Here is a 14,024-nt window from a genome sequence, read left to right on the forward strand (position 1 = left end):
TCCTTACATAATTTCTTTCAGTCTAAAGTCTAGGTAATCTGCAGACACTAGCTCTAATTTAGTAGAACCAAATTCCTTTGGAATGCGCTTAAAGGATATTTGATCGTGTAAATGTCCAAAGATACAAGTATCTACATTGTATGTCTCCATGAGTGCTGTAAAGCCTGAAGGAGCATTGGACTCATTGAATGGAGGATAGTGCAACAATAACAGTTTTGTTACTGGTGTGTTGTGTATGTCTATTATTGATGGCTCTGTCCTTTTAGAACCTGTTGTATCCTCTTTGGTTTCAACTGTGATTTCTTCTATTAGTGTTTTTACAGCTGCATCCATTTCTTGTAGCGCTGATTCGGTACGCATCAGTTCTCTATCGTAAATGGATTGGTCTGTTTCTGGTGTGAAATGGGAGTCTCCAGGGCAGAGGTAGGCGCGTGTTCCACCAAAGGCAATAATGCGAGGGCCTTCTTCTGTTTGAATGAGTTCTGCTGTACCATGGCCTTGTAAAAAGGTGATAGCATCACCCATGAGGTTTCGCATCTTGTTGGCAGAGGCCCACCAGTAATCGTGATTGCCGCGAATCATATATTTCTTACCCGGCATAGATGCAATTTCTTGTAAGTCGCAAGCCGCTTCATCTAGGCGAAGAGCCCAACTCATGTCACCTACGAGAAAGACTATATCTTCATCTGTTACACGGTCGATCCAATCTTCTTTGATGCGGCTCCAGTGGTTATCCCAGTGAGGACCAAAAATATCCATCGGCTTTGTAGGAGGATTGCCAGATAGATGGAGGTCGCCGATGGCAAATACTTTCATAAATATCCTTTCAAATATATCAAAATTATTTAGATACAATATGTATAAGTAAAACTATTTTGAAGCGTGGAAGTACGGCGCAATGTCTTGGATGATTTTTGCAGCGCGCTCTTCGTCGCAAGTTTGAGGAATTTTGTAGCCCACATAGAGTGGTGTTGTTACGTAACGGGCTACTACCTTGATGTAGTCGTAGCCGTCCTCAAGATTATATACAAAATAGTTATAGGACTGGCTATAATTGGCGATGCTGCGCAATACATAACGCAATACCTGTTGTAAACGCAATGCAACGGAGCGAACCGGTGCATCTGGCTTGAAGCGAATATTGTACTCAAAGAAGCCAATGATAGGCTGTGTAGATAAGGTGATGCGCACATCTTGATCTTCATGCAAGAGCCAGCCTTCCATATTTTGAGCTGTAATATCTTCGTGGTAATCGTAATCTTCAAGGCCTATGATTTGGCTGTGAGGATGGCGGATGGAACCACCGGACATATAACCATGGTTCTTGAAGAACAGTACGGATTTGAACTCTTTCCGATCTCGTGTTTCACGCCATTTATCAAGGCCGAATTGGAGAATACGGGCTGCTTCATCAGCAGGCAAGGTGGAAAATTCACCTTCGTCCGTTTCCGTTTCAATAATAACCGTCGGCCATGTTTTATCTAGTACAGGATATTTGTTCATGAGCCAAATGATATGACCTGAAGTATCTAGGATATCCGTTAATTTTGAACGATCACAGAAGGGGCAGCGCACTTCTTCGTTCCGAATATTAACAGGCTTTGTGCGCCCTAGTGCGATGTTAAATCGTAGTGGTTTATTCATCATGTGCCTCCTTCCTCGTAAGAAAATCTATACTCTTAATCATACCATAATTAGCCCATTCGTACATGAAATAATGGTATAATAATAGGGTATTATATAAATGATTAAGGAGGCTCTATGAAACCGACGACGCTCGTATTTCCTATTGATGAACAAAATCGTATATTGCTAGGTCGTAAAAAACGCGGTTTCGGGGCTGATAAATATAATGGATTTGGTGGTAAACTCGAGGCTGGTGAAAGCTTCCGAGACTGTGCTATCCGTGAGTTGTATGAGGAATCTGGCCTTCATGGTCGCCCAGAAGACTTAGAATGCGTGGCTGCCTTTGACTTTCAATTTCCCTTTGATGAAAGTTTAACACATGTTGGTTATGTGTATTTTTTGCGTACTTTCACAGGAAATGTAGAGGAAACCGACGAGATGGAGCCTCATTGGCTAACGGTCGATGAAATTCCCTATGAGCACATGTGGGATGGTGACCGCCAATGGTTGCCAATGCTGCTAGAAGGCAAGAAGTTAAAAGGGCCCATTGTATTTGGTCGAGATAATAGTGCGGTAGATAAGATGGATTTGACCGCTGTGGACACCGTGCTTGAAAGTGAACACTTGGCACGCATTGATCTGTATATAAACGGTTAAGAGGTAATATGACTGATAAAAAGAGCCCCAAGTGGGTACCACAGTTATTGGCGTGGTATGATGTGAATAAGCGGGATTTGCCGTGGCGTGATTGTGGAGACCCTTATAAGGTTTGGGTTTCTGAGGTGATGAGCCAACAGACCCGCATTGAGGCGATGAAGCCTTATTATGATAACTGGATGCGATTATTCCCAACCTTAGAGGACTTGGCAAAGGCCTCAGAGGATGAGGTAGTTCACGCTTGGCAAGGGCTTGGCTATTATAGCCGTGCTCGCAACTTGCGCCTTGGTGTAAAGGATGTCGTGGAAAATTATGGTGGTATCGTGCCTCATGACCGCAAGACCATGGAGTCCTTGAAGGGCGTAGGTTCCTATACGGCTGGGGCCGTGCTATCCATGGCGTACAACGAACGTGAGGCAGCTGTAGACGGCAATGTACTGCGCATTTATGCTCGTTTATATCGCATCTTTGATGATATTTTGAGTACCAAAGGCAAGAAGGCCATAACCGCTATCGTAGAGGAAACATTGCCTCACGATCGACCTGGTGACTTTAACCAAGCCTTGATGGACTTTGGGTCTGCCGTGTGCATTCCCAAAACGCCACGCTGTGGAGAATGTCCCATTGTAAACATGTGTGAAGCATACCAACATAAGGATACTGACAAACTACCTGTGCGCATCAAGAAAACAAAGGTAGTAGAGGTCCCTCTATTTGTGGGTATCTTGCAATATGAAGACTATTATCTATTGCACAAACGTCCTAATCACGGATTGTTACGGTCCATGTGGGAATTTCCTTCGGTAGAAATGGTATCTGCCTTTGACGAAGGGGAACAAGGTCTTGAAACATTAGTTAAGGACCTAGGCTTTGCACTATCCTTACAACCAGTATTAGTAAAAGAATTAACACACATTTTCTCTCATCGGAAATGGTTTATGAAAGCATTCCGCGGCGATTTAACGTATGCAGGAGAGGCTGATAATATAACAATCGGAGATATCCAAAAGCAATTGCCGAAGGATTGGATGCTCATTAAGCGCGACGAGTTCGCCAACTATGCTTGGGCAGGTCCTCATGGTAAATTGACGGAGATGGCAAAATAATTTGTAGGAGCAATGAATGAGAATTCTATTTAATATCATTTTTTCTGCTATCCTCGTAATAGGATTAGTAGGATTTTGGGCGCTTTTCCTCAACTTGTGGAAGCCTAAAAAGAAATGGCCTGCTTGGGTAGGTTATATAATTATTATCGGTGCGTGGTTCGCTGCCATCCGATACTATATACTCAATCAAGTGGATCTATACGGAACGATGTATTATCCGTTGATGAATCTATTCCGTACTGAAAGTTACGGTTTCCTCTTTGGCATATTCTTGGCTATTCCTGTATTTATCGTCCTCGGTTTACTATACTGGGCGGTTAATAAAATTTGGAGCAAAACGCCAGAGGAAAATAGAACGGGCCGTCGCGCCTTCTTTAGAACGGCAGCAACAGTGGTACCGTTGGCAACAATTGGTGGTTCTAGCTATGCTGCCTATGTAGGTCAACATGAGATTGAGGTTACTCATGAAAGCTTCGGGTATACGAACTTACCGCCTGGGTTAAAGGACTATAAAATCGTTCAACTCAGCGATATTCATGTAGGGCCAAGCATCGACTTAGATGATCTTGATGAAATTTTAAAGCTTGCCCTTGTAGAAAAGCCTAATCGCGTTGTTATCACTGGTGATTTAATCGATAAACTAGCTTGGTTACCACAAGTCTGTGAAAGATTAACAACCTTTGCAAAGCAAATTCCAGACGGTGTTGATTTCATCTTGGGTAATCATGAGTACCATCACGATGTAAATAAGGTACTAGACGAATTGAAACACAATACACCGATGAATATCCTTGTGAATAGCAATATTCAAATTATGGGTGGTAAGCAACCTGTATACATTGCTGGTGTTGCGTATGACAATGATCGGGAAAAAGAAAAACGTGAAGCTATGATTGATAAGGCTTTATCTGGCATTCCCGACTATGCCTTTGTTATCCTATTGGCCCATCACCCTGAATTCTTTGAAGAAGCTATTGAACGTAAAATTCCGTTGACCCTCTCTGGTCATACTCATGGTGGACAAATCGTATTCATGGGCATGCCGTTGGTACCAACAGGTACACCGTATACAAAAGGTCGATACGTAGAAGAACAAAGCGTGTGCTACGTTAATAACGGATCAGGACATTGGTTCCCAATCCGTATCAACTGTCCACGAGAAATTACAGTCATTACATTCTTTGACGGTGTAGCTTAGAAGTAAAGGTGAGTTCCTTAGAATAAAAAGTGAGCTCATTATAGGGATGCAATCATGTATAATATATCCTTTATCCATAAATTTCTTATATGTATCATTCTACTTGCTCTATTTGATATCTCTCTTCTCTATGATATGACAGCGGATATATATAAGGGATATCTCAAAATAGCAATACTAGTGGCAGTTGGATGTCATTTAGATATATACTTGGAACTAAGCAAACAAGAAGAATTGATAATACAAGCATTCAAGAATGATACATTTAATGAGACCTATGAACTGCTAAATACGAAATATATGCTTTTTATCATATCCTTTGTCGTATTAATGACTATAAATCTTATAAAATATTAGAAACGTAAAAAGTAGAGTATAAAAGGGTATTTATATAGAGTCCTTTTGTTTTATGGGAGCAGTAAAGTGAAAAGTGTTTTTAAGTTTATCTTTTATAGTATTATAATCGTAGCTATTATATTTCCTATAATTCAGATTTTATATTGTATACTAAATGGTATTCCAATTGATGGATTACTAAGCTCATTACCATATGTATATCTTGGTGTGGGAATATTTTATGTTTTAGGTTATCTACTTATTAAATATGTAATGAAGGTTTAATTTAAAATAAAGCCCCGATACATTGATATGTACCCATTTTCCTGGACAACCAGTAAAGGGGGTACATATCAATGTATCGGGGCTTTTTTCCGTTCATTTGAGGTATGAGAGGATGTTATAGATATATCATAGAGATGAGAGAGATTTTATTTCATGCGAACTGCTTCAGCAAATTCGTCTTCGGTCATGAGTTTTTCTTCCAAGATGATTTCTTTAATAGAGCAACCGCGTTTGTACGCTTCTTTTACAACCTTAGCACTCTTGTCGTAGCCGATGTATGGTGTTAAGGATGTAGCGATCATAAGGGATTGTTCTACAAAGAAGTTGAGTTTTTCAGGTACGAATTCGACACCGTCGATGCAGTGTGTTGTGAAAGAGTTCATAGCGTCCGCGAGGAGGCGACAGCTTTCAACAAAGTCGTAAATCATGATAGGCATGTATACGTTCAATTGGAACGCACCGCTGCCTGCACAGAGCGTCATAGTTGTATTGTGACCGAATACTTGGGCGCATACCATGGTTAAGGCTTCACATTGTGTAGGATTTACCTTACCTGGCATGATGGAGGAGCCCGGTTCGTTTTCAGGAAGATGCCATTCGCCGTAACCGCAACGAGGGCCAGAGCCTAAGAAACGAACGTCGTTAGCGATTTTGAATAGTGTCGTAGCCAATGTGTTAAGTGCACCGTGAGCCATCATGAACGCATCTTTAAGAGCGAGTCCTTGGAATTTGTTGTTCTTCACGCGGAATGGCGCACCTGTTACCTCTGGCAATACAGTTTCCATAACGTCTAGATAGCCTTTAGGCGTGTTTACGCCAGTACCAACAGCAGTGCCGCCGAGAGCTACATCGAGTAGGTGGTCCGCGTTTTGAAGGAGCATAGTTTTAGCAGTTTTTAAGCCGTCCACAAAGGCGCTGATTTCTTGGTCTACCATGATGAAAGTAGCATCTTGTAGGTGGGTACGACCAACTTTTTGCAAACCTTTGCCTTTTTCTTGCAATTTCTCGAAGGATGCGATAAGGCCGTCTAATGCAGGGATGACGCGTTTTGTAATTTCAAAGTATGCGCAGATATGCATTGCCGTAGGGAATGTATCATTTGTACTTTGGCCGCGGTTTACATCGTCGTTAGGATGGAGTGGGTTGCTTTCATCTAACTGTTTAGCCCGGTGAGCGATTACTTCGTTCACATTCATATTAGTTTGTGTGCCAGAACCTGTTTGGAATACTGTTAACGGGAATTCATCATTCCATTTGCCGTCCACGATTTCATCAACTACTTGAGCGATGAGTTTCGCTTTTTCCTCAGTTACTGCGCCACACTTAGCATTAGTTAAAGCACATGCTTTTTTGACAAGCGCAAGCGCTTTGATTTGTTCAATAGGAATGCGGTGGTCACCGATCTTGAAATTATTGAACGAGCGTTGCGTTTGAGGTCCGTAAATTCGTCTAGCGTCGACTTCGACTGGTCCCATTGAATCGTATTCAATTCTTGTTTCCATAATGTTTACAACCTCCTTAAAAGACATGCCGACCTTATCGTCGGTACTTTAATTATATAAAATCCTGTATATTTGTACAGAATAAAAGATAATGATTTCTATTTTCATATAGAAGAGAGGTGTATATGCGATTTGTGCATATACACCTTTTCTCCTCTCCCAATATATATGCGACGATTTATATTAATTTGTATACATGTTTCATAGAGGGTTGATTTGAGAGGGGAAAGGCGATAGTCCAAAAACGACTTAGCGGCCCCGCGTAGCGGGGTAGGTGGCTTTGGAGGCTTTTGGACTATTGCCTTTTCCTACATAGTTAATGGTCTAATGAAACATGTATACATTATAAATGTTGCATAAATGTTGAAATCATCGCTTTAACACGATAAAATGGAAGTAGCTTATTATATTGTTGTAAGCTCTAGTTTCACAGAGGAGGTAAGTACTTATGAAACATGACTTTATGAGCCATGACCTTCATCTGCCGGAACTGACACTACGTGGGATGCTACTTGGTGCATTAATTACTGTTATTTTTACAGCATCTAACGTATATCTCGGTTTGAAGGTTGGTTTGACATTCTCGTCATCCATTCCGGCAGCCATTATTTCAATGGCAATTTTACGTTTCTTCAAGGATTCTAACGTTCTTGAAAACAACATGGTACAAACACAGGCTTCCGCAGCCGGTACTTTGTCCGCAATTATCTTTATCTTGCCAGGTCTATTAATGCTTGGCTATTGGAATGGTTTCCCATTCTGGCAAACATTCTTGCTCTGCGCATGCGGTGGTTCTCTAGGTGTATTATTCACTATTCCATTGCGTCGTGCCATGGTAGTAAATAGTGATCTACCATATCCAGAAGGCCGTGCAGCAGCAGAAATTTTGAAAGTTGGCTCTCACAATGCTGGCGAAGGAACTCAATCTAGCTCCGGTATGGGTGACATCGTATCCGGTGGTCTTGTAGCTGGTCTTATCAGTCTTTGTGCGAACGGCTTCAAAGTGCTTGGTGATAGCATGAGCTTCTGGCTTCCTGTAGGTAGCAAGGGTATTACTCAAATTCCGTTGGGCTTCTCTACAGCATTGTTAGGTGCTGGTTACCTTATCGGTATCGCTTCTGGTATCGCTATCCTAGTTGGTGTACTCATCGCTTGGGCTGGCTTTGTACCTTACTTGACTAACATGCTTGCTCCAGATGGTGGTGCTACTGCTAAATTCGCTATGGCTGTTTGGAAATCTAAAGTTCGTTTTATTGGCGCTGGTGCTATTGGTATCGCAGCGATTTGGACTTTGATTACATTGATCAAACCTATTATCGAAGGTATGAAAATTTCTGTTAAATCCATGAACAGCAGTTCTACTGAACGTGCGTTGCATCGTATGGATACAGATATGAGCACAAAATCTGTTATCATCGTGTTCGGTATCATTCTTTTAGGCTTAGTTCTTACATTCTGGGACTTCGTATCTGCAGTACCTATTAGCGCAGGCTTAATGTGGACACTTGTTATCGTAGGTGTTCTTGTAGCATTGCTAATCGGCTTCTTCGTAGCTGCTGCATGTGGTTACATGGCAGGCCTTATCGGTACATCTGCATCTCCAATCTCTGGTATTGGTATCTTGGCGACTATTATTTCTTCCTTAGTGGTGTACTTCATCGCTTCTGAAAATAATTTGTTCGCTACAGAAGCAGGCGTACAATTCGCTACAGCTATGGCTATCTTCATGACATCCGTAGTTATCGCAATCGCATCTATTTCTAATGATAACTTGCAAGACTTGAAAACAGGTCAACTCGTTGGTGCTACACCTTGGCGTCAACAAATTGCATTGTTACTTGGCTCTGTAGCTGGTGCAGTTGCAATTGCTCCTGTTCTTAACTTGCTTTACCAAGCATATGGCTTCACAGGTGCGTTACCACGTGCTGAAATGGACCCTAATGCTGCATTATCCGCTCCACAAGCAACTTTGATGACTACAATTGCTCAAGGTATCTTCAGCTCCAGCATGGATTGGGATTACATCTTGATTGGCGTTTGTGTTGGCGTAGTAGCAATCATCGTTAACTTGATTCTTAAGAGCACAACAGCTTCTTTAACATTGCCTCCATTGGCAGTTGGCATGGGTATCTACTTACCTCCAACATTGGAAGTGCCACTCATCTTAGGTTCTTTCATTAGCTATTTCGTAGGCCGTTACCTAGTAGCTCGTGCTAAAATGCGTGCTGGCGAACTCGCTGAGTACGATGTTGAACAATCTAACCGCCGTGGCGTTCTCTTCGCTTCTGGTTTGATTGTTGGTGAAAGCTTGATTGGTGTAATCATAGCTGTTATTATTGTATTGTCCGTTACAACTGGTGGTGGTGAATCTCCACTTGAATTAGTAGGCCCTGATTTTGAAAGCACAGCACAATGGTTAGGATTGCTTGCATTCATCTTCTCTGGTTTATACCTTGTTCGTCGTGTTGTAACTCACAAATTCAATAAAGAAGAAGCTTTAGCAATGAAAGCTGAGCAAGAACAACAATAAGAGGTTAAACAATGAAATTAAAACAGTCTGTACTCATCATGATGGCTGCTGCATTGCCAGTAGTATCTTTCGCAGCAAGCGAAATTCCTGTAACTAAAGACACTGCCACAGTGCAAACAGTTCAAGCTGATACGAATAAAGTAAATCGCAACGATTTAACATACCGTATCTCTAGTACTGCTACACCAGAGCAAAACCGTGCGTTGCGCTCTGTAGCATCTAAGGTTGATCGCGATGCAGTTGAAGTAGTAGCACCTAATGCGGACCGCTATATGGACCGCAAAGAGGTGGCTGTATCTCCAGTGGAATCCACTACAGATCATCTTGATCTAGTGTTCCCAACAGTTAAATCTGTTAGTCCAATTGTAGAAAAAGCAATCAATAATACTATTAAAAAATACGTTGCTAAAGTACAAAACGACGTAGAAAAAATGAATACCAAAGAATCTGATAAAACAAATGTAGTTATGTACTACGATGTTAAAACAGACAAAAATGGTATCTTCAGTGTATTGATTCATACGTACACAATGCGTGATCGTGATGCTAATGGCATCAACTATGTAAAAGGCTTCACATTCAACACTACAACAGGTCGTCAATTATCCTTGTATGACCTTGGTGGTCTTAATAAAAAAGAATTAGTGAATGCTATCGACAATAATCAAGATGTGAAGCATCAATTAGGTGGCGAAGTAAACATCGACAAAATGCCTACTGAATTCTACACAACCGATGACTATTCTGTTGTAATGGTATTGCAACAAGACGTGGATACAATCCACAGTGCAGGTACCGTATATGTACCAGTTGGTAACTTACGTGACCGCCAAAATGATGTAACAAAAAAATAATCGAACTGTGTGAATTCGATTATGTGTGTATAGTAACAGCTGTTTTATTGTGAGAAGAACCGCTCCTTTGGGGGCGGTTCTTTTTTTGCATTATAGATTTAATAATAGTCTTATAATATATTTTGATGGAGATACAACAAAAAGCCGTGTAAGAACACGGCTTTTTATCGTTGAGATTATTTAATTATTTATTTGTTGTGTCGTAGTAGTTTACGCGTGGAGGCAATGGGAATTGGATAGCTGCATCCGGTTTTACTGTCTCAGGTTGCGGTAATTCTACGACTACATTGTTTTTGAATTTCTTTTTGAAAGCTTTCACAGTGTCCTTTTGAACAGAGTCTGCTGTGATGATAAGAGCGCTTGTATCGTCATTAGGACGGATGGAAATGATATTACCTTTTGGCTCTTTAGCTTTGTATAAATCAAGAGCATCGGATTGATAATCTTCAAGTTGAGCTTGATTTAATTTACCTTGAGATACTACAAGAGCACTTTCAAGTTGTGGATCTTGCGTTTCAGAAATTGCATGCGCCACAGCATCAGCTTTTTTCTTATCTGTTAAAGAAGCATGTAATTTTCCACCATCCCAGAAGAGGGCACCGTCTTGACGGAATTTAGTGAAGTCATTGCCATAGCCTAATGTTTTGTCGATAATAGTAGCTATTTTGCTTTCTACTTGTTGTTTGAACAATGTATTGTGGAAGGCAAGTGCTTGCTCTGTTTGTGTCATGCGGTATGCAATCTCAGCTGCTTCAGCACGAGTTACATATTTTTCAGGGTTGAATAATGTGCCAGGAGCGTAGTTTGTAAAGCCAAGGTATGCAAGTTCACGAACTGCGTCTTGAGCCCAAGGAGCTACGAATTTTTGGTCTCCATAAGCAATACTATCAAGTGCTGTTGGATCCTCTGTTGTGTATCCTAAGTAGTGAATGTAGTTGTCTGCTACTACAGCAAATTCTTGGCGAGACATATATTTTTCAGGTTTATATGTGTTATCGCCATAACCGCTGATGATATTTTTGCGCGCTACAGATTCGATAGCAAGAGCGGACCAACGATCAGATGTAATATCTTTAAATTTGCTAGATAAGAAGGCTGCTGTACCATCATCTGTGATGTTGTTGAAGAGAGCAGCTACTTCTTCACGAGTCATAGGTTGGTTAGGTCGGAATGTACCGTCAGAATAACCTTTCATAAGATTTGCTTTTGTTACAGTACTGATAGAGTTGGCAGCCCAGAAATCGCTAGGTACATCAGAGAAGATGTGGGCACGGATTTTTTGAATATCTTGAGGCGTACCAATAGATGTATTTACAACCATAGGTGTGGCAGCTTTAGCAGCATCAAATTTAGGAGACTCTACTTTAGTTGCTTCTACGTTAGAAGCATCTGTTTTTGGTGTAACTGCTTTTGTATTGACTACTGTAGACGCTTCAGCTTTTGTGGAGGCTACTGCAGGAGCATGAGTTGTAGTATTAGCAGACACAAAACTAAGGCCTGTTGTAGCTAATAGTGTGCCTAAAACAAGGGCACGTAATACATAAGGGGTATTCTTGTACATAAAAATCCTTCCTAATTATGGTAAACGGCTAATGTTCTATAGCCGAAGAATATAAACTTTCACCAACAATAAAATCTATATCCATTATATAGCGAATAATAAGGCATGCATAGTGATATAAACAAAGCAGCGTAATACTAAACGTATACGCTGCCTTGGCTAGTTGAGTGAACGCCTATTAGCGTTTAACTGTCATTTTTACTTTGGAACCGAATAATTTAGACATTCCTTGTTGAGTTTCTTTAGATGCAGTTGTTACAACAGCATAAAGTTGGTTGTTTTCTACATCAGGGAATGTAGCTAGGATTGTACCAGCTTTTTCGTTTTTGTTGTAGTAGTTGCGGAAGTTCGCATCGATTGCATCATATTCTGTTTGGCTGTATTGGGATGGTTCAACTACAACATAGTTGTTTACAGTAGAATCACCACGTGCAGCAAGGTTAGCTTTTACTGTGGAGATATCGCTATCTGTTTTCAATGCTACGTGCAATTGATTATCGCGCCAGTACATTACACCATAATCTTGGAACGCATCTTCTGTTTTATATGTTTTATTCAATTCATTGAATACTTTATCTTCTAAAGCAGCTTGTTGTTTTTGATCAAGTGCTTTTAAAGTACTGCGACGAACAGGGCGAACTGTGCGAGTAGGTTCAGTTTTTTGAGCTACTGCAGCATTTTTATTGCCTTTTACGTCTTTTTCAACTTTTTTTGCATCAGCTTTTGCAGCTTTGTCAGCTTTAGCTACATCTTTTTTTGCATCTTTACTTACTTTGGATGCATCTTTTTCTGCTGCTGTATCAGCTTTTTTTACATCTTCTTTTACAGCTGTTTCAGCTTTAGCTTCAGTTGCAGTATGTTTTGGTGTTGCAAGGCCAGCACCGTTAAGCATGCGGTTCAAAATTGTAGCCGCTTGTGCTCTTGTTACAGGTTGTTTAGGGTTAAAGTTTTCTGTTGCCCCAGATGCTACAATGCCACGTTGTGCCATGTATTGAATATCTGCCAAGTAAGTAGAGGAAATGCTAGCTTCGTCTTTGAAAGTAACCTTTTCTGTTTTTACAGGTGTAGAAAGGTTTAACTTCTTAGCCAAGCTTGCTGCGGATGCTACGAATTGTTCGCGGTCCATAGTTTTGCTAGGTGTGAAAGCTGTTTTAGATGTGCCTTCCATTACGCCTGCAGCACTTACTAATTTGATAGCAGAGCTGGACCAACGATCTGCTTCTACGTCAGAGTAGGATGTAGAAGATTCTTTTGTTACGATATCAGCTAATTCTTGTTCGTTTAAGTTATGTTGTAATACTTTGCCGTAAATAGCAGCTGCTTGTTCACGCGTGATTTGAGCGCTAGGTTTAAATGTGTTATCTGCGTAACCAGAAAGGTAACCAGCTTGTGTCATTGCTTGGATAGCATCGCGAGCCCAGTTATCTTTAGTGTCAGGATATACACCAGCAGGTAAGTTTTCTTTAGCTTTTACAGCTTTTTTACCTTCTACTTTAGCAGCATCTTCTTTAACATCATTTTTTACAGATGTATCAACGCGTTTAGCGTCGTTTTTTACAGAAGTGTCAACACGTTTTGCATCGTTTTTCACAGATGTATCTACACGCTTAGCATCGGCTTTAGCGGATGTATTAGCATGTTTTGCATCATGTTTTACAACTGTAGTGCCATGTTTAGCATCATTTTTTACGGATGTATCAACGCGTTTAGCGTCATTTTTAACAGATGTATCAACGCGTTTAGCATCATTTTTTACGGAAGTATCTACGCGTTTAGCGTCATTTTTTACAGATGTATCTACACGTTTAGCATCGTTTTTTACAGAAGTATCAATACGTTTAGCATCATTTTTAACAGATGTATCTACACGGTGTTCATCAGCTTTAGCAGCCACTTCAGCTTTATTAGCTGTAGCAGATATTTCAGATTTTACATGAGCCGCAGTTGTTTCAGCGTGAGCCATGCCGAATGTGGAACCGAGGGCTAATGTAATAGCTAAGGATAAAGATAATTTATTTAGTTTCATTGAAAAGGCTCCTTTCAAACTATACTTATATAAAATAAATTATAACACTTTTTAAATTTATACACTACTATAAGAAAATGTAATATATAAGGATAAAAGTTACATGAATTTGAAAATTAAAGCCTATTTATATAAATATTCAATGAATTATAGGTAAATAACGATATGAGAGCCATTGGAAAATGCGAAATGATAAACATTCCCAAAATCTAGAATTTAAGGGACTTTTACATGAATAATTTATAAATAAGAAGGCATTTGTGATAAAATGCAATGTTTGCTATTACAAAAAGTCATAACGATATGAGAAATAAAAGGGTGCATACTAATATAGCAATTCTTT

Annotated in this window: 10 protein-coding genes; 5 read left to right on the forward strand and 5 right to left on the reverse strand. The window is 40.3% G+C overall.

Annotated elements, in window-relative coordinates:
• Nucleotides 1-3 precede the first annotated feature (3 nt).
• Both MOQ65_RS05200 and MOQ65_RS05205 read right to left on the reverse strand, forming a co-directional pair.
• Nucleotides 4-816 carry a metallophosphoesterase gene (locus MOQ65_RS05200; protein WP_257846888.1) on the reverse strand — a complete coding sequence of 271 codons (813 nt, stop codon included), beginning with the start codon at nucleotides 814-816 and terminating at the stop codon, nucleotides 4-6.
• A 54-nt stretch (nucleotides 817-870) separates the two neighbouring features.
• Nucleotides 871-1,644 carry a DUF4931 domain-containing protein gene (locus tag MOQ65_RS05205; RefSeq protein WP_257846889.1) on the reverse strand — a complete coding sequence of 258 codons (774 nt, stop codon included), beginning with the start codon at nucleotides 1,642-1,644 and terminating at the stop codon, nucleotides 871-873.
• Between the two features lie 117 nt (nucleotides 1,645-1,761).
• On the opposite strand from MOQ65_RS05205, the gene MOQ65_RS05210 reads away from it, so the two are divergent.
• From MOQ65_RS05210 to MOQ65_RS05220, 3 genes are read left to right on the forward strand one after another with little or no spacing between them, the layout of a single operon-like run.
• The gene (locus MOQ65_RS05210) at nucleotides 1,762-2,283 is read left to right on the forward strand and encodes an 8-oxo-dGTP diphosphatase (protein WP_257846890.1); all 522 of its coding nucleotides are present in this window, start codon (nucleotides 1,762-1,764) and stop codon (nucleotides 2,281-2,283) included.
• A gap of 8 nt (nucleotides 2,284-2,291) precedes the next feature.
• Nucleotides 2,292-3,389 (forward strand): A/G-specific adenine glycosylase, encoded by a 1,098-nt coding sequence (gene mutY / locus MOQ65_RS05215; RefSeq protein ID WP_257846891.1) that lies wholly within the window; start codon nucleotides 2,292-2,294, stop codon nucleotides 3,387-3,389.
• 16 nt (nucleotides 3,390-3,405) lie between these two features.
• Nucleotides 3,406-4,587: a metallophosphoesterase gene (locus MOQ65_RS05220; protein ID WP_257846892.1), complete on the forward strand. Its 1,182-nt coding sequence runs from the start codon at nucleotides 3,406-3,408 to the stop codon at nucleotides 4,585-4,587.
• Between the two features lie 767 nt (nucleotides 4,588-5,354).
• Here MOQ65_RS05220 and MOQ65_RS05225 read toward each other — a convergent pair.
• Nucleotides 5,355-6,710: a class II fumarate hydratase gene (locus MOQ65_RS05225; RefSeq protein WP_257846893.1), complete on the reverse strand. Its 1,356-nt coding sequence runs from the start codon at nucleotides 6,708-6,710 to the stop codon at nucleotides 5,355-5,357.
• Between the two features lie 448 nt (nucleotides 6,711-7,158).
• Between MOQ65_RS05225 and MOQ65_RS05230 the strand changes: the two genes are divergently transcribed.
• Together MOQ65_RS05230 and MOQ65_RS05235 are read left to right on the forward strand one after the other, a co-directional pair.
• The gene (locus MOQ65_RS05230; protein WP_156719163.1) at nucleotides 7,159-9,240 is read left to right on the forward strand and encodes an OPT family oligopeptide transporter; all 2,082 of its coding nucleotides are present in this window, start codon (nucleotides 7,159-7,161) and stop codon (nucleotides 9,238-9,240) included.
• 11 nt (nucleotides 9,241-9,251) lie between these two features.
• Complete coding sequence (locus MOQ65_RS05235; protein WP_257846894.1) at nucleotides 9,252-10,094, forward strand: polysaccharide deacetylase family protein; 843 nt, start codon at nucleotides 9,252-9,254, stop codon at nucleotides 10,092-10,094.
• 184 nt (nucleotides 10,095-10,278) lie between these two features.
• On the opposite strand, the gene MOQ65_RS05240 is transcribed toward MOQ65_RS05235, so the two are convergent.
• Complete coding sequence (locus tag MOQ65_RS05240; RefSeq protein ID WP_257846895.1) at nucleotides 10,279-11,655, reverse strand: S-layer homology domain-containing protein; 1,377 nt, start codon at nucleotides 11,653-11,655, stop codon at nucleotides 10,279-10,281.
• Nucleotides 11,656-11,833: 178 nt separating this feature from the next.
• The gene (locus tag MOQ65_RS05245) at nucleotides 11,834-13,681 is read right to left on the reverse strand and encodes an S-layer homology domain-containing protein (protein ID WP_257846896.1); all 1,848 of its coding nucleotides are present in this window, start codon (nucleotides 13,679-13,681) and stop codon (nucleotides 11,834-11,836) included.
• Between the last annotated feature and the right edge of the window lie 343 nt (nucleotides 13,682-14,024).

This window comes from Veillonella faecalis (assembly GCF_024677885.1).
Lineage (GTDB): Bacteria > Bacillota > Negativicutes > Veillonellales > Veillonellaceae > Veillonella > Veillonella nakazawae.

What these genes read in the sequence shown, in the direction of transcription:
- MOQ65_RS05205 (WP_257846889.1), bottom strand. Translation starts at nt 1,644, where the DNA reads ATGAATAAACCACTACGATTTAACATCGCACTAGGGCGCACAAAGCCT.
- MOQ65_RS05220 (WP_257846892.1), top strand. Translation starts at nt 3,406, where the DNA reads ATGAGAATTCTATTTAATATCATTTTTTCTGCTATCCTCGTAATAGGA.
- MOQ65_RS05235 (WP_257846894.1), top strand. Translation starts at nt 9,252, where the DNA reads ATGAAATTAAAACAGTCTGTACTCATCATGATGGCTGCTGCATTGCCA.
- MOQ65_RS05200 (WP_257846888.1), bottom strand. Translation starts at nt 816, where the DNA reads ATGAAAGTATTTGCCATCGGCGACCTCCATCTATCTGGCAATCCTCCT.
- mutY (WP_257846891.1), top strand. Translation starts at nt 2,292, where the DNA reads ATGACTGATAAAAAGAGCCCCAAGTGGGTACCACAGTTATTGGCGTGG.
- MOQ65_RS05240 (WP_257846895.1), bottom strand. Translation starts at nt 11,655, where the DNA reads ATGTACAAGAATACCCCTTATGTATTACGTGCCCTTGTTTTAGGCACA.
- MOQ65_RS05245 (WP_257846896.1), bottom strand. Translation starts at nt 13,681, where the DNA reads ATGAAACTAAATAAATTATCTTTATCCTTAGCTATTACATTAGCCCTC.
- MOQ65_RS05225 (WP_257846893.1), bottom strand. Translation starts at nt 6,710, where the DNA reads ATGGAAACAAGAATTGAATACGATTCAATGGGACCAGTCGAAGTCGAC.
- MOQ65_RS05210 (WP_257846890.1), top strand. Translation starts at nt 1,762, where the DNA reads ATGAAACCGACGACGCTCGTATTTCCTATTGATGAACAAAATCGTATA.
- MOQ65_RS05230 (WP_156719163.1), top strand. Translation starts at nt 7,159, where the DNA reads ATGAAACATGACTTTATGAGCCATGACCTTCATCTGCCGGAACTGACA.